Annotated in this window: 23 protein-coding genes and 1 pseudogene; 22 read left to right on the top strand and 2 right to left on the bottom strand. The window is 38.5% G+C overall.

Translation table 11 applies throughout. The annotated features are described in order from the left end of the window. Window positions 1-23: 23 nt before the first annotated feature. Both IGI52_RS07890 and IGI52_RS07885 read right to left on the bottom strand, forming a co-directional pair. Window positions 24-809 (bottom strand): SDR family NAD(P)-dependent oxidoreductase, encoded by a 786-nt coding sequence (locus IGI52_RS07890; protein ID WP_438782236.1) that lies wholly within the window; start codon window positions 807-809, stop codon window positions 24-26. Window positions 810-993: 184 nt separating this feature from the next. Then, a complete protein-coding gene (locus IGI52_RS07885) occupies window positions 994-1,395 on the bottom strand; it encodes a MerR family transcriptional regulator (RefSeq protein ID WP_438780958.1) in 402 nt (133 codons plus the stop codon). A 77-nt stretch (window positions 1,396-1,472) separates the two neighbouring features. Between IGI52_RS07885 and IGI52_RS07880 the strand changes: the two genes are divergently transcribed. The 22 genes and pseudogenes from IGI52_RS07880 to uca all read left to right on the top strand — a co-directional run bounded on the left by IGI52_RS07880 (window position 1,473) and on the right by uca (window position 18,938). After that, a complete protein-coding gene (locus tag IGI52_RS07880; protein ID WP_438780957.1) occupies window positions 1,473-1,847 on the top strand; it encodes a carboxymuconolactone decarboxylase family protein in 375 nt (124 codons plus the stop codon). Window positions 1,848-1,932: 85 nt separating this feature from the next. Further along, window positions 1,933-3,065: pseudogene (locus tag IGI52_RS07875) on the top strand (trans-sulfuration enzyme family protein). Between the two features lie 100 nt (window positions 3,066-3,165). After that, window positions 3,166-3,912 carry an AfsA-related hotdog domain-containing protein gene (locus IGI52_RS07870; protein WP_438780956.1) on the top strand — a complete coding sequence of 249 codons (747 nt, stop codon included), beginning with the start codon at window positions 3,166-3,168 and terminating at the stop codon, window positions 3,910-3,912. A gap of 21 nt (window positions 3,913-3,933) precedes the next feature. After that, window positions 3,934-4,779 (top strand): Cof-type HAD-IIB family hydrolase, encoded by an 846-nt coding sequence (locus IGI52_RS07865; protein ID WP_438780955.1) that lies wholly within the window; start codon window positions 3,934-3,936, stop codon window positions 4,777-4,779. Between the two features lie 17 nt (window positions 4,780-4,796). Then, entirely contained in the window at window positions 4,797-5,270 is a 474-nt protein-coding gene (locus tag IGI52_RS07860; protein WP_438780954.1) for a tautomerase family protein, read from the top strand. Window positions 5,271-5,328: 58 nt separating this feature from the next. Then, window positions 5,329-5,958 (top strand): hypothetical protein, encoded by a 630-nt coding sequence (locus IGI52_RS07855; RefSeq protein ID WP_438780953.1) that lies wholly within the window; start codon window positions 5,329-5,331, stop codon window positions 5,956-5,958. A gap of 63 nt (window positions 5,959-6,021) precedes the next feature. Then, window positions 6,022-6,264, top strand: coding sequence for a tautomerase family protein (locus IGI52_RS07850; RefSeq protein ID WP_438780952.1), 243 nt, complete (start codon window positions 6,022-6,024; stop codon window positions 6,262-6,264). Continuing rightward, a complete protein-coding gene (locus tag IGI52_RS07845) occupies window positions 6,251-6,469 on the top strand; it encodes a tautomerase family protein (protein WP_438780950.1) in 219 nt (72 codons plus the stop codon). The genes IGI52_RS07850 and IGI52_RS07845 overlap by 14 nt, the downstream gene beginning before the upstream one ends. A 13-nt stretch (window positions 6,470-6,482) precedes the next feature. Next, window positions 6,483-7,661, top strand: a complete 1,179-nt coding sequence (locus tag IGI52_RS07840) for an acetyl-CoA C-acetyltransferase (RefSeq protein ID WP_438780949.1) — start codon at window positions 6,483-6,485, stop codon at window positions 7,659-7,661. 127 nt (window positions 7,662-7,788) lie between these two features. Then, a complete protein-coding gene (locus IGI52_RS07835; protein WP_438780948.1) occupies window positions 7,789-8,241 on the top strand; it encodes a hypothetical protein in 453 nt (150 codons plus the stop codon). After that, the gene (locus tag IGI52_RS07830; RefSeq protein WP_438780947.1) at window positions 8,242-8,643 is read left to right on the top strand and encodes a sigma-70 family RNA polymerase sigma factor; all 402 of its coding nucleotides are present in this window, start codon (window positions 8,242-8,244) and stop codon (window positions 8,641-8,643) included. A 66-nt stretch (window positions 8,644-8,709) separates the two neighbouring features. Next, window positions 8,710-8,919: a helix-turn-helix domain-containing protein gene (locus tag IGI52_RS07825; RefSeq protein ID WP_438780946.1), complete on the top strand. Its 210-nt coding sequence runs from the start codon at window positions 8,710-8,712 to the stop codon at window positions 8,917-8,919. 655 nt (window positions 8,920-9,574) lie between these two features. Continuing rightward, window positions 9,575-9,733 carry a hypothetical protein gene (locus IGI52_RS07820; RefSeq protein WP_438780945.1) on the top strand — a complete coding sequence of 53 codons (159 nt, stop codon included), beginning with the start codon at window positions 9,575-9,577 and terminating at the stop codon, window positions 9,731-9,733. A gap of 250 nt (window positions 9,734-9,983) precedes the next feature. Beyond that, entirely contained in the window at window positions 9,984-10,205 is a 222-nt protein-coding gene (locus IGI52_RS07815; RefSeq protein WP_438782235.1) for a hypothetical protein, read from the top strand. Window positions 10,206-10,495: 290 nt separating this feature from the next. Continuing rightward, complete coding sequence (locus tag IGI52_RS07810; RefSeq protein WP_438780944.1) at window positions 10,496-10,822, top strand: P-II family nitrogen regulator; 327 nt, start codon at window positions 10,496-10,498, stop codon at window positions 10,820-10,822. Between the two features lie 11 nt (window positions 10,823-10,833). Further along, the gene (locus IGI52_RS07805; RefSeq protein WP_438780942.1) at window positions 10,834-11,187 is read left to right on the top strand and encodes a P-II family nitrogen regulator; all 354 of its coding nucleotides are present in this window, start codon (window positions 10,834-10,836) and stop codon (window positions 11,185-11,187) included. Window positions 11,188-11,207: 20 nt separating this feature from the next. Continuing rightward, window positions 11,208-12,272, top strand: a complete 1,065-nt coding sequence (locus tag IGI52_RS07800) for an ABC transporter substrate-binding protein (RefSeq protein WP_438780941.1) — start codon at window positions 11,208-11,210, stop codon at window positions 12,270-12,272. A gap of 30 nt (window positions 12,273-12,302) precedes the next feature. Continuing rightward, complete coding sequence (locus IGI52_RS07795; RefSeq protein WP_438780939.1) at window positions 12,303-13,112, top strand: ABC transporter permease; 810 nt, start codon at window positions 12,303-12,305, stop codon at window positions 13,110-13,112. Window positions 13,113-13,123: 11 nt separating this feature from the next. After that, the gene (locus tag IGI52_RS07790; protein WP_438780938.1) at window positions 13,124-13,921 is read left to right on the top strand and encodes an ABC transporter ATP-binding protein; all 798 of its coding nucleotides are present in this window, start codon (window positions 13,124-13,126) and stop codon (window positions 13,919-13,921) included. An 18-nt stretch (window positions 13,922-13,939) separates the two neighbouring features. Continuing rightward, the gene (locus IGI52_RS07785; RefSeq protein WP_438780937.1) at window positions 13,940-14,596 is read left to right on the top strand and encodes an urea amidolyase associated protein UAAP2; all 657 of its coding nucleotides are present in this window, start codon (window positions 13,940-13,942) and stop codon (window positions 14,594-14,596) included. A gap of 3 nt (window positions 14,597-14,599) precedes the next feature. Beyond that, window positions 14,600-15,313, top strand: a complete 714-nt coding sequence (locus IGI52_RS07780) for an urea amidolyase associated protein UAAP1 (RefSeq protein ID WP_438780936.1) — start codon at window positions 14,600-14,602, stop codon at window positions 15,311-15,313. 4 nt (window positions 15,314-15,317) lie between these two features. Continuing rightward, window positions 15,318-18,938: an urea carboxylase gene (uca, locus tag IGI52_RS07775; RefSeq protein ID WP_438780935.1), complete on the top strand. Its 3,621-nt coding sequence runs from the start codon at window positions 15,318-15,320 to the stop codon at window positions 18,936-18,938. The last annotated feature ends 1 nt before the right edge of the window (window position 18,939 follow it).

Genomic DNA, 18,939 nt, shown 5'->3' with positions numbered 1-18,939 from the left:
TATTTAGCTTCAAGATCTCTTTTTTAAGGTTTTTGATTGCTAGATGAGTTGTCCGAATAATTAAATAAACCATCACTCAATTCAAAGGTGAACGATTCTCTATTGATATGACCAACAGTTTTATCACTATCATATAAATCTAAAAGGAAAAGCGCCATTTGATCACTAGAATGATAAGTACCAAAAGCTTTGTCATAGTCGTATGAATCCAAGTCATTTGCGACTTTACCGAATTCAGTTTTAGTGGCGGCAGGAGCTAAAACTTTCGCACGCATTTTCGCACCTTTATCAATTAACTCACGATCTAGACCTTCAGTAAAGGAACTAACATAGAACTTAGTTCCGCAATAAGTTATTGCCGTAGGGACAATCGTATATCCACCAGCGGAAGATACATTGATCACTTGTGTATTTTCGATATTCTGATATTTTTGGACGAACAACATAGATAGAATAGTCAGTGCTTCAATATTTAGACGCAACATTTTGACCGTTTTTGCAATATCCTGATCAGCAAAATCACTATAATAACCAAAACCAGCATTGTTAATCCAAGTATCAATCTCATAATCTGCTAGTTCATCAAATAGTTGGTACAAATTTTCTTCAACAGTAAGATCAACAACCTTGATGACTATGTCTAATTCAGGATTAACATCTAGAATCTCTTTTTTAAGCTTTACTAAGTTTTCTTTTCTCCTAGCTACCAGAATAAGATTTCTTCCTCTTTTTCCAAATGCTTTTGCTGTAGAATAGCCGATTCCTGAGCTTGCTCCTGTAATAACGATGTATTTTTGATTGGGCATAATGAACCTCCTAAAATAGTTGATAAATTCTATCCTAGTATATGGAGTATAGTCTATGTCAACAAAAATCCTCTTTTTTTTATCAGTTAGAAAAAGATATTTAAATACTGAATAAATATACGTATAATAAATCAAATTATCAAAAATAAGAAAAGAAAAAAGAGACTCAAAATATGAGTCTCCGAGATTATGCTGATCTCAAACTATCATCATCATTATTGTTTTTATGCTGTTCTTCTAGTTTATGATGATAAATATCTATCTTAGTATAAAGGTACTTGATATGTTCTGCCACTTCTTTTTGTTTCATGAATAAAATATCAGCCTGCTGATAAAGAAGCTCTAATCTTTTATCAATGGTTCTATCACCTTCATATCTCAATTGAGCATAATATTTTATATCCTTCAATCTCATTCCTGTCATTTTTAACTTCTTAATAAAGTCAATCCAACCAATATCACAATCTTCATAAACCCTGCGATTATTCTCATCTCTATCAGGGATAATTAATCCCTCTTTTTCATAATAACGAATTGTATCGATTGATAATTCCGTTATTTTTGAAAACTCACCAATGCCATATTCCATATTAGAAATTCCCCCTTGACATGGAGCACACTCCAGCATTTATCATATATTAACATAACGTGAGAGGAGGTTCAAGCATGGATCAAGAAAAGTATGATTTGGGGTTCGAAACACTCAATAAGTTGAATCAAGGAACAAGTGAAAAAGTTAAAAAGGGTCTAGAATCGATAGCTCCAGATGTCTCCGATTATATAATAAATTTTGCGTTTGGTGAAATTTATAATCGACCATACCTAGACCTAAAGCAAAGACAAGTAGTTACATTAACCGCGCTGTTGACACAAGGAGATACAAGCCATCAGCTTTACACTCATATTAAGGGGGCAAAAAATTTTGGATGGACTGAGAATGAAATAATCGAAATGTTTATTCAGACCTTACCTTATGTGGGCTTTCCAAGAGTATTAAATGCAATTGAGACAGCGAAGAAAGCGTTCAAGGATAGCAAATGATATTTATTAGAAACAATAGAATAAATCCGATTAAAATAACGAAAATATAAGTTATACCCAATTATTTAATTAAAGAAGGCTAAAAATGAATATTAACACGAAAGTTATACATGGATATCCTATGATTGATGATAAAACTGGAGCTTCATCCATTCCAAAAGTTCAAGCGTCAACCTTTCATCAGTCTGATCTGTTCAGTGAACAAAAATATACTTATTCAAGGTTCGGCAATCCTACGGTTGAAGCATTGGAGAAAGCTGTTGCAGTTCTTGAGATGGAAAATACGGGGTAGCTTTTTCATCAGGAGTTGCTGCAATAAGTTCTGTGTTGCTTCTACTGTCAGCAGGGGATCATATTATTCTTTGCCAGAATATCTATGGAGGAACTTACCAGATAGTGATGGATCTTTTGGATAAGTTCAATATTGAATACACATTTGTCGAAGAAAGACCAACATCAAATTGGAGCGATGTGATAAGAGAAAACACAAAAATGATTTATATGGAGACTCCATCAAATCCAACACTGAAAATCACTGATATCAAAGCGGTAGCAATGATCGCTCGAAGAAATGACATTATCACAGTCTGTGATAACACTTTTATGACACCATATTATCAAAATCCCCTGGATCTTGGAGTAGATATTGTTATCCATAGTGGAACTAAGTTTCTTAATGGACACAGTGACGTTGTTGCTGGTTTAACTGTTACGAATGATTTAATTCTTAACCAAAGAATAGTCAATCAACGTACCATACTCGGTGGGATTCTTGGAGTAGAAGATGCTTGGTTGTTGATGAGAGGAATTAAAACTCTTGGTATTCGTATGGAACGATCAGAACAGAATGCACTACTAATGGCTGGATTTTTAAATAGAAACAGTAAAGTTAAGAGAGTTTACCATCCTTCATTAAACAGCCATAGAGGAAGAAAAACTCATCAAAATCAAGCTAGAGGATTTGGAAGTGTTGTGAGCTTTGAATTGGAAAGTGTGGACATGGTTAAGCAAGTACTGACAAAAACTACTATTCCGTTAGTGGGAGTAAGTTTAGGAGGAGTCGAAACAATTCTATCTTACCCATGGTCAATGTCTCACGCTGGACTAGCAGAAGCTGAGAGACTGGATCGGCAAGTTACTCCTGAGCTGATTCGTCTGTCGTGTGGTATTGAAGATATCGCTGATTTGATTATGGATATCGAACAAGCGTTGCTTTAGATAAAACATAATGAAGGAAGGTGATCGTCATTAATACAGTCAATCGTCCTCCACCTTTTGTATTCTGAGTTTTTAGTATTAAAAGAGTGGAGGAAAAATAATGAATTCTATTGATGTAGTAGCAAAAGAAAAAGAACGATATACATTAGTTTATCAAAATAGTGACGAGGAAAATTCAAAATTACTAGGTAGTAACCAAGTTGAGTTTGGGTCACTTAGAGAAATGGAGCTCTTAAAATTAGCGCTAGGTGATACGATTGAGCACATTTATATAAGTCCAAACAATGAAATTGATGGTAATGCATTAGACAGTGCTAAATGGAATTATCGGAACCCACAAGAGATGTATGATATTTCCACAAAAATTCCTATTCCTAACGATTTGATCAGTGAACTTAAGAATACTAATCAACCAATAGAAAAAGACATGGTTCATAAGAAGAATTCAGCGAATGTATTAATTTCAGAGCCAAAAAATCATGGGAATGTGTGGTATTTTAAAGGTTTTTCGGATATTGCCGAACTTAATTCTGATCATCTCTCAGATCACGTTGACGGTATAAAATTATTTGAAGCGTTTCGTCAGGCGACACTGGCATCCTTACATTTGAATGGACTACAGCATAACGGTGTAGTTGCCTTAACCAATTTTAAAATTGATTACATTAACTACGTTGAGCTTGATGAACCGTATATTATTCAGGCTATTCCAGCATGCGAACAAGACGGCGGAGCGATGTACTGTGTATTTAACATCATCCAGGGTGAAAGAGTTGTTACTAAAGGATTTCTTGGCGCTTATACATTCCGGTCGAAAGAGATTTATTTAGAAAAAAGAAGAAAATGATCTTCTTTAGGAGAGAGAAACATGGAAAGAATTAGTAGGTTTAAATTAGCTGCGTTTGATATGGATGGCACAACATTAAATAGTCATCATCAACTCAGTATGAACACAATTGAATCAATCAATAGATTTTCTGAAAAAAATGTAAAGATCGTTTTTGCAACTGGCAGGATGGAAAACGCTGTTGAAAAACATCTTGAGTATATAAAGTCTGATGGATTGGTTATTACACATAACGGCGGACTGATCAAGAACCTGAAAACAGGAGAGATACTATCAAGAAAAACAGTACCGTCAAATATAGTCGAAGAAATATTTTCATTCAGTCAAAAGAAAAATTCGATCCTACATGTTAATAGAGACAATGGCGTGTTTATTCAAAATAACAATGTGTGGAGCACACAATATGCCAAAGAGTTGGGAATTGAAATGTCTATTCTTCCTTCAACTAGTTTACCTATGGAAGAACCAATCTCAATGTTGTTGATTGATGATAAAAACAAGTTGGATGATTATCTTGAAGAAATGACCACTTATTATAAAGACCAGTTCGATTATGTTTTTATTCCATGGATAGAAGGCAAATGGATGTTGCAGTTTCTCGCACCAAATACTTCCAAAGGTCAGGCTGTTATCGAGTTGTCACATTTACTTGGTATAAATCCCGATAAAGAAGTCATTAGTTTTGGTGATAGCTATAACGACTTTGAAATGATCGCCGGTACTTATTTTGGAGTCGCGATGAATAATGCTTGCAAAGAACTTAAAGAGGTCGCGAAATACGTCACAAAGAGTAACGACGAGGATGGCGTTGCTTTTGTTTTAGATGAATTGGTCATGAATGAAGACAGATTTTTATGCGACTTATAAGATAAGGAGATTAGGATATGCCGTTTTTTACTGTAACAACTTCTTTTTCAGTCAATCGAAATGAAAAAGATAGAGTTGCTTCAACGATCACCGAATTAACAGTCAACAATTTGAAAGTTGCCCCCGATAAAGTTCAAGTGTTCATTCAAACAGAGAGAAAAGAAAATTTTTCTAGAGCGGGGGCCTTACTGAATAATATAGATTTTAGTATAGCTAGTCGAAGAACAAATGGTTTATCAGAAGATAGTTATTTTGAAGGAATTCCTAAAAAAGAAGAATTGATCATTATTGAGTTAGATATTTGGCGTAACTTCTCAATAAGCGAAAAATCAAATCTAGGGAATGAAATTACCAATTTCCTAAAAGAGGAATTTCAATTAATAGGTGACAACATCCTGATATTGATCAGAGATATGGAACCAGCTAATTGGATTCAGAATGGAATCTCAGGCATTGATGAAGATTTTTTAGAAAAAAGTAGAAAAGCATAAATTTTATATCCATATGTTGTGGAGCAATATACGGAAAACACGATTAGGAGAATGAATGATGAAATTAATTAAGCAGAAAGCACCTTATTTAGTAGTTACGGAGTTTGAATTTTTACCTCACACAAACCAACAGATTATTGACTTTTGGAATTCTAGCGAAGCGAAAAAAGTACTCAATGATTCTGTTTTATATCAAGCGATTAAGAAAAATACGTTAGTTTTACTTTATAAAATTGAACAGTTTAATGATGCACAAAGATTTTTAGAAAGTCCCGAGTTCAACCGATTTGTTAACGGAATTTCAGAATTTATGGGAAGTGATTTTCATCAGGAAATCGTGGCTTTGGTGAAACAAGTAGCACCAAGAGATAATTTACTGCCGACAAGTTCGTTTATGCAGTTGCGACATATCGAAGTGCCACTATCAGGTATTGAGGATTACTTGGACTGGCGTGAAAAAACGATTTTTGATTTTGTGGGAAGAAATAATAAAGTGAAGTCTTTCGTAGCATTCCATAGTTTACTATCTTCTACTCCTGGAGTCCTTTTTGTTACAGAATTTGAAGGAGATCCCGATGAGTATAGAAATAGTTTCCTGACACCCGAGTATCAAAAGATCATTAAGGAAGCCGGACATGACCATATCAAGGGTGGTCTAAATACGTATGAATACTATAAAGTAGGATAATTATTGGCTTCTTAATCTCAGAAGTTTTGGGATTAAGAAGCTTATTTAGAATGGAGAATGAAGATGACGATCGTTCAGATATATGGGTGGAAAGGAATTACACCTGAAAATAAAAAAGCTTGGATTAGAGAATGTACAACAATAATATCGAAAACTTTTCGAGAGCCATTAGATGAGATAACTGTCTTTGTTAACGAGATTCCTAGTGGAAATTGGGGACAAGCGGGAGCAGTTGGTACAGATAATGATTGGCTGGAAAATTCACGAGTTCAAACAGTTGGGGGAGATGACAATGCCAGTAATTAAAGTCGATTTAATGAGTGAGTGTACGAAAGAACAAAAAGAAAAACTGATTTTTGATCTTACGAAGGGAACACATGATTTGTTAAATATACCACCTGAAAAAATATCGGTAGTCATCAATGAACTAAAGGACGACGGTTGGGGAAGAGGCGGCTATACAAGGAACCATACTGATTTTGCGAATTTGAGTCGCAAACATAGTATGTAAGGTGGAGCATATCATGAAAAAAAGAGTAGTAATAACTAGCGCATTAAGAACGCCAATTGGCTCGATGGGTGGTTCATTAAGTAATATTTCAGTTAGCAATCTTGGAAGTCATGTGATTAAGGGTGTTCTAGAGGAAAGCAAAATTGATTTTGATCTCGTGGATGAAGTATTTATGGGTTGTGTTTTTCAGGCGGGTCAGGGACAAAATGTAGCAAGACAAGCAGCGATGAAAGCTGGGCTACCGTGTAAGACTCCTGCTACCACAGTTAATCTTCTTTGTGGATCGGGATTACAAACAGTTAATATGGCTGCAAAATTCATTTCTTCCGGCGATGCAGATATTATTGTAGCCGGTGGTATGGAAAATATGTCAGCTAGTCCTTATCTTCTTACGAAAGCAAGATATGGTTATCAACTTGGTTCTGGCGAAGTCATTGATTCAATGATTAATGACGGTCTTCAAGATGCATTCAGTGACTATCATATGGGTGTAACTGCTGAAAATATTGCAGAGGAATGGAACTTAACAAGAGAAGAACTCGATCAATTCGCGGCATCTAGTCAATTAAAAGCGTCTCAAGCAATTGAAGAAAATAAGTTCATTGATGAGATTCTTCCGTTTGAAATTAAAACTAAAAAAAGAAGTCACTTGTTTATTGAGGATGAAAGTATAAGAAAAGATACTACGGTAGAAAAGTTAGAGAAGTTACGTCCAGTCTTTATTAAGGATGGGAAAGTCACTGCTGGAAACTCCTCTGGTATAAGTGATGGAGCTGCTGCTGTCCTTTTAATGAGTGAAGAAAAGGCTAGGGAAATGAATATCCCAATTCTTGCTTATTGGGAAGCTGGAGAAGTGGCGGGGGTTGAGCCTTCGATCATGGGCATTGGACCGGTTGCTTCTACGAAGAAAGTTTTGTCAAAGGTAGGATTATCAATAAAAGATATTCAATTAGCAGAACTAAATGAAGCTTTCTCCGCGCAATCTGTCGCTGTAATCAAAGATCTTGAAATAGATGAAAGCATAGTGAATGTAAACGGTGGAGCCATCGCTTTAGGTCACCCGCTAGGTGCATCAGGTTGTCGAATACTTGTTTCACTTATTCATGAAATGGTCAGAAGTGATAGGAAAATTGGATTGGCTGCTTTGTGTATTGGCGGTGGAATGGGATGCTCTACTATTATCCGTAGATAGTAATAACCAAAACCTTTTTGGAAGTGATGATTCTTAGAATTGTCACTTCCATTTTTTTGTCTAAATAGGTTTCATTTTTTAGGTTCAAAAGTTTGTTTATTAATAACTAGTAAAGAAAGGAAAGCCTATGGATGCTGAAAAAGAAGTCGAAGTTATTTATGGATTGATGCAAGAAATAATTTCAGAGAGAAGAGAACTAAGTCGTCAGTATTATGATTTGAAATATCGTCTTGATGATTTGTTAATGGTATCAGGGGAGACTCCCTTTAGCCAAAATTCGATTATCAAAGAATCGATTTCTGATAAAAAATCAAAGAAAGTAAATGTGATTCCAAGGTATAAGAGAAAGCCGAAAGTAGCTTTTGAAAGGATTGCAGGCTATGTTTCGGAAATTTTGAGAAATTCAGATGTTCCTATGAACTCGAAAAGTATTTATGAAAGATTGATTGAAGATTATCAAATTAATATTTCATTTGAGAGCTTCAGAAGTAATACACTCCCTAGGATTGGTGAGTCGAATAATTTCTCAGTAGAAAAAGCCTATCGTGGTTACTGGCAATATGTTAGGAGGAACGTATAGATGCAAGATGAAAAAGTAATGAATGCGATGTTTGTGCGTTATATCCATAAAGTAATGATCAATGAAAAGCTAAACTATATTCGAGATGGTAAGAGTAAAGGAATTGATTTGATCCATGATGAAAATTTATTAATGAGTGTTCAGTATCAAAATGAACAGTTATTAGAGTCATTACCCAAGGGCAGTTATAAGAATCTTGAGGATTATGTCGAAGACGAAAATCTTTCCAACTCAATTTCTCAGTTAACTGAAAGACAAAAACTGATCATCTTCAAGAGGTATGTTGAAGGGAAAAAAGATCCACTAATTGCTAAAGAACTGGAAATTACAAGTCAGGCAGTTTCAAAGCAGCGCAGGAGGGCTATAAAGAAACTGGAAGACCACTTAACTATCAGTCCATAACAGCAAATAACCAAAAAAGAGCTCCTCCAGAACTAGTAAAAAACTGGTATCTGAAGGAGTGGAATTATGGAAAACTATGTCAATTTAGTCCCAATTCTTATTAAAGCACAACAAGGTGATGAAGAATCAATGGAAGAGCTTCTTAGTCAATTTAGAAACCTGCTGTTAAAACTGTCTAAGAACTCTTATGGCTTTATAGATGAAGATTGCTACCAAACACTAGCAGAGCGCTTCATTAAAGCTGTCCGTCAGTTCGAACTCATCCGTGACAATTAGGACTTTAGTCATTGAAGTAGGATTCGATGAGTTGCAGCTCATTGAGTCTTACTTTATCCAGATCATAGTTTTTGTTCCTTGCTCTTATAATAACCGAAAAAAGCAGAGTAAAAAAGATTTCTTATATCCATATGTTGTGGAGCAATACACGAATTAAGAGAATACTTTATACTCTGCAAGAAGCATGATAGGAAAACCAACAAAAAAACAGTATTGGTTTGTCTACCAATACTGTTGCATAGCCTTAATAAACAGGAGTCGAAAATCCTGCGATTTTAACCAATTAAAATTACAAAGAATACTAGAAAAAAACACTAGATATTTCCTTTAAAATTGAGTAAAATAATCTATGTCAATGTCGAACATTGACTAAGGGCAACTTGATTGGTCAGTAGTGTGACTTAATCAGGGCTTGGTGATCTAGTTGGTAGCTAGAAAACCAAGTGCCTTTTTTTATTTAGTTATTCCTATCATGTGCCTACTATTTTAAAGAATAATCTTCATTTAGTCAATTGAAAAATTTACAAAAATCCAATTTTATTTCCTTTGAAAACCTTGACCTAGAGCATACTCTAGGCGATATGATTGTCTTGGACACTCTTTAAAATGTGTTCTGTTGAGTTTGTTGTCGTGGAGTTTTTTAAGGGGGACTTTTATGTCTAAAGAGAGTTTGACTTTAGCTGAAAAAGAAAAGTGTAGGATAGAGATTGAGATGAAGGAGCGTTATTATGGATCATTCGTTACTAATATTCTTAATAGAAAACAGCGAGAAAAATTTGTTTTATATAAAGATAAAAATAATGAGAAAGACTAAACAATAAGTTATGTCTACTGATTCGTTTAAATACGTGAACACACCATTGCTGTCCATCGATTTTAATAAAATAAATGCAAGACTCTTATCTATTATGGAGGACTAGGAGGTATAAACCACAAATTTACACACAACTTGTATTTGAAGATTTCAATATATCAACTTAAAAATTAATCCTGAAAATCGCCGGATCAAAAAAGCGGAATGGATTCCATGACTAGAACTTGAAAATCTTTACTTACAATTTTTCATTGGATTATCTGACTATCATGATGAAAAGTCTTTTGATGCGAGTTCAATGGCCCATTTCCGAAAACGATTAGACGAAACAACGTTGATTGAGATCAATGAAAAAATTATCTCGTTCAATACAAGACCTAATACAGAGTATAAGGAAATTAGAAAAGCTCAAGTTTTGTTTAAAACAATTAAGTATAATGAATGTTTATTTGATGGGAATTTCTCAAGTTAACATGATTGGTTTACAACTTATGATTAATTAACCTGCCATCAATTTGTTCGCAACGAGAAATAAAAGTTAACATGAAATGTAATTATTTTAAGAAAACTTGCAGTTTGTGTTATAAAATATGACATATGCTATTGAATAATCTCTGATTGTTTTATATGATAATAAAAAATATCCAGAATTATTCACCTGCCGGGGTTAATAGTTCAAATGGAAATTGCTTAGCACTGGTAGGCCTCTGGGTGCGAGAGGACTACCAGTGCATTTTTTATTTAGAAGGGATGGAATAAAATATGAAAATGATTAAAGCTGTTGTTAGACCAGAAAAAGCTGATGAGGTGTTAAACCAATTGGCGGCAGCAGGATTTGTTTCAGCTACTCGTTACAGTGTTTTAGGCCGGGGGAAGCAGAGAGGCTTAAAGCTTGGTACTGTTTATTACGATGAAATTCCGAAAGAAACAATTGTCATTGTTGTAGAAAGAGTGGATGAGAAACACGTAATTGACATCATTCAAAAGGTTTGTCGGTCAGGATCGGAAGGTGCGTTTGGCGATGGGAAGATATTTGTTTTACCAGTGGAAAAAGCGGTGACTATCAGCAGTGGAGCGAAAGCATTATAGGGGGTGGGGCTATGAAACTAGTTACAGTGATTATTCGCGATAACAAATATTATGAGACAAAGGCGGCTTTGATAGAGCAAAATTTTTTTTCCTTGAACACCTATCGTGTACTCGGACGAGGCAAGGACCAGCAAGACTATTCTGTAAATAAGACAAATGTTAGTAATTCTACCATCAGGTGTCCTTTCGTCAGTAAACGAATTATCGAAATCAATATTGAAGAAAAAAATGTTGATCGTTTAGTAGAAACTGTTTTGAAGGTGAATCAAACGGGAAATAAAGGAGATGGTAAAATTTTTATTACTCCTTTAGATGATGTAATTCGTATTCGAACCAATGAAACCGGGATTGAAGCGTTGGCATAAAAATGAGGAGTGGATGAGGTATGAAAAAAATAATCAGCTTTTTGATGATGACGTATTTACTAGTACTGTTAATCAGTGGTTGCGGTGGCAATGCTGGCGGAGAAGCCAAAAAATCCAGAGATAACAGTTCTTCTGACAAAAACATCAAGATTGGTGTCAGTGCCTTTCCAGGGTGGTATACCTGGTACGCGGTGCAGGGCTTCGGTGCATTTGAGGAAAACGAGGTAAATGTGGAGCTGGTTTGGTTCAATACTTACAGCGATTCGCTTCAAGCCTTTAACAGTGGACAGATTGACGCAGTGTGTGCGGCACTAAGTGATACGATTTCGCCAGCACTGAGCGACGTGGATTTCAAAGTCGTATTAGTCAACGATAATTCAGCCGGGGCTGATGGGATTGTTGCTCAATCGGAAATTGCCTCTCTTAAAGATTTGAAAGGGAAAACTGTAGCGACCGAAATTGGAACGATTGAACATTTTTTTCTATTGAACGCCTTAGAAACGGTAGGCCTAACCGAAAAGGATGTCGAATTGACCAATATGACTGTAGAAAATGCCGGACCAGCCGTAATTTCGGGTCAAGTAGATGCGGCTAGTTTGTGGGAGCCGTCGCTAAGCTATGCGGCTTCAGAAAGAGATACCAACGTGTTGTTTGATTCTTCCGAAACACCAGGATTAATTCCTGATACGCTGATGGTCAGTGGAAAGTTGTTAAAAAAGCGCACGGGAGATGTCCAGAAGATTGTCGATGCCTACTTTGATGGAATGCAGGCCTATGCGGAAAAACCGGATGAAGCTTTAGAGTTTATGGCGAAACAGGCTGATATCAGTACTGAAGAAATGGCGACTGCTATGAAGGGTGCTCAGCTGTTCTCGATTGCTGACAATCAAGCGGCCTTCAATAAATCGGCTGAGGATTATAGTTACTTGCCATATACAGCAGAAAAAACTGCTAAATTCCTGTTAAATCAAAGTATGGTGTCCAAAGAACTAAAAGATCCGGAGAGTATTTTCGATTCTACTTATATTGATAAGATATATAAAGAAAATCCAGATTTGACAGTACCGAACACTAAAGCTGAATAAATACTGAAGTTTTAACAAGGAGGCAGTGCTATGGATATGCGGGTAATACCGAGAACTGGAACGAAAATTAGATTGAGAAAAGGGATATCTAAGCAGAAGTATTCCATGATTGCAACAGTTGCGTTTATTTTAGTGCTGGGACTATGGCAGTTGGTTAGTACCAGTGGCATGGTCAGTCCTATTTTTTTACCAACACCAGTAGCTGTTATTGAAGCATTCATCAATGGTATGAAGGATGGCTCATTGGTGGCGGACACTTGGATTAGCTTTTCCCGAATTATGAAGGGATTCTTACTGGCGATTGTGATTGGAGTTCCTTTAGGTGTACTGGTTGGCTCCTTTTCGAAAATCGAAGCCTTCGTTTTGCCTTTAACGGAATTTTTTCGTTATTTGCCAGTGCCGGCTTTTGTACCCTTGATTATGGTTTGGGTAGGCATTGGGGAAAATGCGAAGGTAGCGGTGATCTTGCTGGGGATTTTGTTCCAGCTGATTCCGATGGTGGCAGATAATGTCAAAAGTGTGCCGTCAAATTTAATCAATGCCGCCTACACTCTAGGGGGCAAGTCGACCATGGTAATTTTCAAAGTGATCTTACCGGCGATGCTGCCGAAGCTGATGGAAAGCTTGCGAATGATTATGGGATGGGCATGGACGTATTTAGTAGTGGCAGAGTTGGTAGCCGCCAATTCGGGTCTAGGTTACAACATATTAAAAGCTCAACGCTTTTTAGATACATCGTCCATCTTTATGGGGATTTTAGTCATCGGGATTTTAGGTTTAATCACGGACCGACTGTTTGGTTTATTAAATAAACAATTGTTTCGCTGGGTAGAAGAGTAGGGGGTTGGAAAATGGCAGTAATCACAGGTGAGCAGGGCTTAGAGGCAAAAATAGCCAACAGCAAAATATCTTTTGAACAGGTGAACAAAATCTATTCTACGAAAAAAAGCAATGTAGTAGCTATACGTGATATTGATTTGGAAATATTGGACAATGAATTTCTGTGTGTTGTAGGACCATCCGGTTGCGGGAAATCAACATTGCTGCGAATTCTGGGTGGATTAGAGGATATCAGCTCTGGTCGAATTGTACTAAATGATCAGGAGCTGGTAGGACCAGGCGCGGATCGAGGGATGGTGTTCCAAGGCTATTCGCTGTTTCCATGGCTAACCGTAGAGGAAAACATTGCCTTTGGACTAAAGATCAGCAAAAAGCCTAAGAATGAAATTAATGAAATTGTTGATCGTTACATTGAAGTCATCGGGTTGGAAAAATTTCGCAAAAGTCTACCAAAGGAATTGTCGGGGGGGATGAAGCAACGAGTTGCGATTGCCCGGTCTCTGGCGAACAGTCCGGAAATCTTGTTGATGGATGAACCCTTTGGTGCCTTGGACCCAGAGACTAAACGCAACATGCAGTTGTTGATGCGGGAAATCTGGGAAGTAGAACGGCCGACTATTTTATTTATTACTCACGATATTGAAGAGGCTACCTTTTTAGGACAGCGGGTCGTGGTGATGAGTGCCGGACCAGGTGAAGTCAAGCAGACCATCCCTATTTATCTACCGTATCAGCGAACTCTGAGCTTAAAGGATGAACCTGACTTTATTGAAGTCAAAAAACGAATCGATCAGATCATACACAGTTAAAGAGCAGGAGGAATGAAGATGGTGTTTGTACCAACATTCAGCGATAAAAAGTCAGAAAATTCTGACTATAATCAAGAAGTCTTAGCTGGTGACGGCTTCATGAAAGAAATCAAAAAGGGTGATACGCTGCGGATTGTTGACCAGGTGGGAAACCAGGCGGCTGATACATTATTCTTTTTGGCAGATGATCCAGCAGATCATTACAGTGTAACCATGACGATTCAGGAACAAGAGAGCTTGTATTTAAGTACTGGCACCGTTTTGATGAGTGAATCGGGTCGAGAAATGTTGAAAATTACTGCCGATACTTGTGGCAAGCACGATACCATCGGTGGAGCCTGCTCTTGTCAGAGTAATACTGTTCGTTATCAACGGGAGAAGGTGTATATGCATGCATGCCGCGATACCTTTATGTTGCAAATGAGCAAATATCCTGGCTGCTATCCATTTACTAAACGAGACTTGGCTCCTAATATTAATTTCTTTATGAATGTGCCGGTGGATACAGCAGGTAACTTGGATTTTAAGGATGGTGTTTCTGGTCCGGGTTTCTATGTAGAGCTGGAAGCTTTGGAAGACGTTATTGTCCTAATCAGCAACTGTCCGCAGCTGAATAATCCATGCAATGATTACAATCCAACACCGATTGATGTGTTGATCTGGAAGGGGGAATAGTCAATGAATTTAGTTTATACGAAGCGTTTATTACCGGGAGAAAAATGGTCGGAATATATCGGAGCGGGGATGCTGGTTCGATTGACCGCCAAAGGAGAAGCCTGCAACTTAGTTTTAGGTGCCTACCACCATGAACACCCCGAGGAAAAATATAATATGCCGGATTCCTTAAAGGCGCAGCATACCTTTTATCTAAGTGAAAATGACTTGCTAATGAGCGACAACGGGAAAATGCTTTTAAGCATGGTAAAAGATACCTTTGGCTGGCACGATACAGTTTGCGGGCATACACTTCATCGGAAAATTCAAGCACAGTATGGCGAGTCGACTTATCAAAGGGAACGCAATCAGCGCACCCGCAACAGCTACGATAATTTTTCAATTGAGCTGTTTCGTCGCGGACTGGGTCGCTGTGATCTAGCCTCGGTCGTCAATTTATTTTCTAAAGTTACTGCTTCTGATGGAGGTCAGCTGTCCTATCAGCCAGAAAACACATTAGACAAAGAAGTGATCTTGCGAACCGATGAAGCAGTTTTGCTGATCTTATCCAATACGCCACATCCCCTGAATCCAGCAAAGGATTACTCGCGGGATGAGGTTTTAATGGAAATTTATCAAGGCGAGGCGGCTGATATATTCGACCCAGTGGTGTCTAAATGTGGTGAAAATACCCGAGCCTTTGAAAATACCTTGGTCGAAAACCAAATGAAAGGGTGAGCAGATGTTTAAAAAAGTACTTATTGCCAACCGTGGCACTATTGCGGTTCGGATTATTCGCACCTTGAAAAAAATGAAGATTACTGCTGTGGTGGTTTACGCCCAGGCGGATGAAAAAAGTCTGCACGTAGAATTAGCCGATGAAAGCTATTTACTTGATGGACAAACAGTCAACGAAACCTATTTGGATACGCAGCAGCTCTTGACGATTGTCAAGAATTGTCAGGCTGAAGCGATTATTCCAGGGTATGGTTTTTTAAGTGAAAATGCCGATTTTGTGGAGCAATGTAACGCCAATGGAATTGTGTTCATTGGTCCAGAAAGTCAGCATATTCGCGAATTTGGGATGAAGCATTTAGCTCGAGAGTATGCCCAAAAAGCCGGGATCCCGATGATTGAAGGAACTGAATTATTGAATCACAAGTGGCAGGTAAAAAAAGCGGCTGAAATGATGGAGTATCCAATTATGTTGAAAAGTACCGCAGGTGGAGGCGGAATTGGGATGAAAATCTGTCAGGATCAGGCAGAGCTCTTAGCTTCTTATGATTCAGTGGTTAATCAGGCAGAGACCAACTTTGGCAATGGCGGTGTCTTTTTAGAGAAGTATGTAGAAAATGCTCGTCATATCGAGGTGCAGATTTTTGGGAATACTGCTGGTAATATAGTTACAGTTGGTGAACGGGATTGTTCCCTGCAACGGCGAAATCAAAAGGTCATTGAAGAATGTCCGGCTTTTGGTATTTCGGAAGCGACTCGTCAGGCGTTGCATCAGGCAGCGCTGAAGTTAGGTCAGACGGTGGGCTATCGCAGTGCTGGAACGGTGGAATTTTTGTACGATACCGCTACAGAGAAATTTTACTTTTTAGAAGTAAATACCCGATTACAGGTGGAGCACGGTATTACCGAGGAAGTTTTCCGAATTGATTTAGTGGAATGGATGATTAAAGAGGCGGCAAATGAATTTCCGGAGCTGGCAAACATTCAGCTGCAGCCGCAAGGCGTCAGTCTAGAAGCTCGGATTTATGCCGAGGATTTTTATCACCATTTCCGTCCCAGCTTAGGCAAAGTAGATGAAATGAGATGGAGCTCGCAAGCCAGAATCGAAACTTTTATTTCTGATCAGCTAGAGATCAGTCCGTTTTATGATCCAATGTTGGCAAAGATCATTACTAAAGGAGAGACGCGCCAAACAGCCTTGACTAAATTGGCTGACAGCCTGGAGGAAACGCAGCTTCATGGACTTGAAACCAATTTGTACTTTTTACAGGAAGTATTGAAGCAGCCGCAGGTTATTGCTGGGGATATAACGACGAAAACCTTGGAAAAGCTGACGATTGAAGTCCCAGCCATCGAGGTGTTGGACGGTGGAGTAAATAGTACACTGCAGGATTATCCTGGCCGAGTAGGCTATTGGGGAGTGGGTGTTCCGCCATCTGGTTCAATGGACACTTTGTCTGGACGATTGGCTAATAAGCTGCTGGGCAATGTTGAGGAGGCTCCGGTAATTGAGCTGACACTTTCCGGCGGCAAATGGCTGTTCCGTGGCTCACTGGAATTTGCTTTAACCGGTGCTGATCTACAGCCCAAATTAGATGGACAGCCGCTTCCCATGTATCAGGTTATCCAAGCTAAGGCCGGTCAAGTGTTGAGCTTTGGCGAATCAGTTAACGGCATGCGCAGTTATTTAGCAGTCAAAAATGGATTCAGTGCAGCGAAGGTGTTAGGCAGTGCATCTTGCTTTACTTTAGGAAACTTTGGTGGGAAAAATGGCCGGGCACTTCAAGCGGGCGATGTGCTGCATCCGCTGAAAGTATCAGCTAAGAGTTCAGTATCATTGGAACAGCCTTTCCAATTATCGCAGACCGAGCAAAACTGGTTGCTTCATGTGACACCAGGCCCTCATTGTACACCGGAATTTCTTGATCCCAGCTTCTTGAAGGAATGCTGCGAGACAAAATGGGAGGTGCATTTCAACAGTTCACGAACCGGGGTTCGTTTGATTGGACCAACGCCAAAATGGACACGAGAAGATGGCGGCGAAGCTGGTTTACATCCTTCTAATATTCACGATAATGCGTATGCGGTAGGGACAGTTGATTTTACTGGTGACATGCCGATAATTTTAGGTCCAGATGGTCCTAGTCTAGGCGGGTTTGTTTGTCCAGCGACGGTCATTACTAGTGATTTATGGAAACTGGGTCAGTTGAAACCAGGTGATACCTTACAGTTCCGCCTAGTGGATCTTGAGACTGCTAATTTGCTTAATGCTGAACAAGATAACCTGTTGGCACGGCCACTGACCAGCGAAGTGTTAACTCAGCTTTATCGTAACGGGAAACAGGATCAAACCAAAACGTTGGTGAAGCTGACTAATTACCCAATTTTTTATCAATGTCAAAATGCTAAGGGCATCAAGCTGACGATTCGGTTGTCAGGTGATCAATACTTGCTTTTGGAATATGGCGAAATGGAGTTGGATTTTATTTTGCGGGTTCGGATTCATGCCTTGTATCGTGAACTTACTGCCAGTGATCTACCAATCATCAATTTGACTCCTGGAATCCGCAGTCTGCAAATTCAGGTGAATACGAAGAAAATGTCGCTAAGGTCGGTACTGGACAAAGTAGTTGCCATTGATAATCAATTGCCAGATCTGGAGAATGCTGTTTTTCCTTCAAGAGTAGTTAAGTTGCCTCTTTCCTGGAATGATCCTCAAGCGGTCAAGGCAATGGAACGCTATCAAGGCAATGTACGGCCTGAAGCTCCTTGGTGCCCAGATAATATTGAGTTTATCCGCCGCATTAATGGACTTAAAAATAAGACGACGGTACAGGAAACGATTCTATCAGCAAAGTATATGGTCTTAGGGTTAGGTGATGTGTATTTAGGTGCTCCAGTGGCAGTACCCATCAATCCAATCCATCGGTTGGTTACTACTAAATACAATCCAGCTCGAACCTGGACACCGGAAAATGCGGTAGGAATCGGCGGTGCTTATCTATGTGTATATGGTATGGAAGGACCAGGGGGCTATCAGTTGTTTGGTCGGACGATTCAGATGTGGAATCTACAAAAGGAAACTGATTATTTTAGTAAAACGAAGCCTTGGTTGCTGGATTATTTCGATCAACTACAGTTTTTCCTAGTTTCTCCAGAAGAATTGCTGCAATATCGCAAGGATTTTGTACAAGGGAACTATCAGCTGGAAATTGAAGAGACTGAGTTTTCTATTAAAGAATATTTGCAGCAGCTGTCAGAGCACCAGGAAGAAATCGAACAGGTGAAAAAACGCCAGCAATCGGCCTTTGAAGCAGAACGGGAAGACTGGCAGAAAAAAGGCTTGCTGGAATTCGTATCAGAAACCATGGATGAAGTTCCAGCAACTGAACGGAAGATACCGGAAAACAATGAAGTCTTGAAGTGTGCCATCCCAGGCAGTGTCTGGAAAATCTTAGTCGGCAAGGGGGATTACGTGAAAAGTGGGGAACCTATGATTGTCACCGAAAGTATGAAAACAGAGATTGCTTATCATGCTCCTTGTGATGGAAAGATTTCGGAAATTTTGATTAAGCAGGGGGATATTTTACGTTCAGGTGAATCCCTAGCCTTTATTGAGGAGGTCTAGC

The organism is Enterococcus sp. DIV0187, assembly GCF_051713785.1.
Lineage (GTDB): Bacteria > Bacillota > Bacilli > Lactobacillales > Enterococcaceae > Enterococcus_A > Enterococcus_A avium.
The sequence above is the reverse complement of the archived record's forward strand: the minus strand, read 5'-3'. Positions and strand labels throughout refer to the sequence as shown.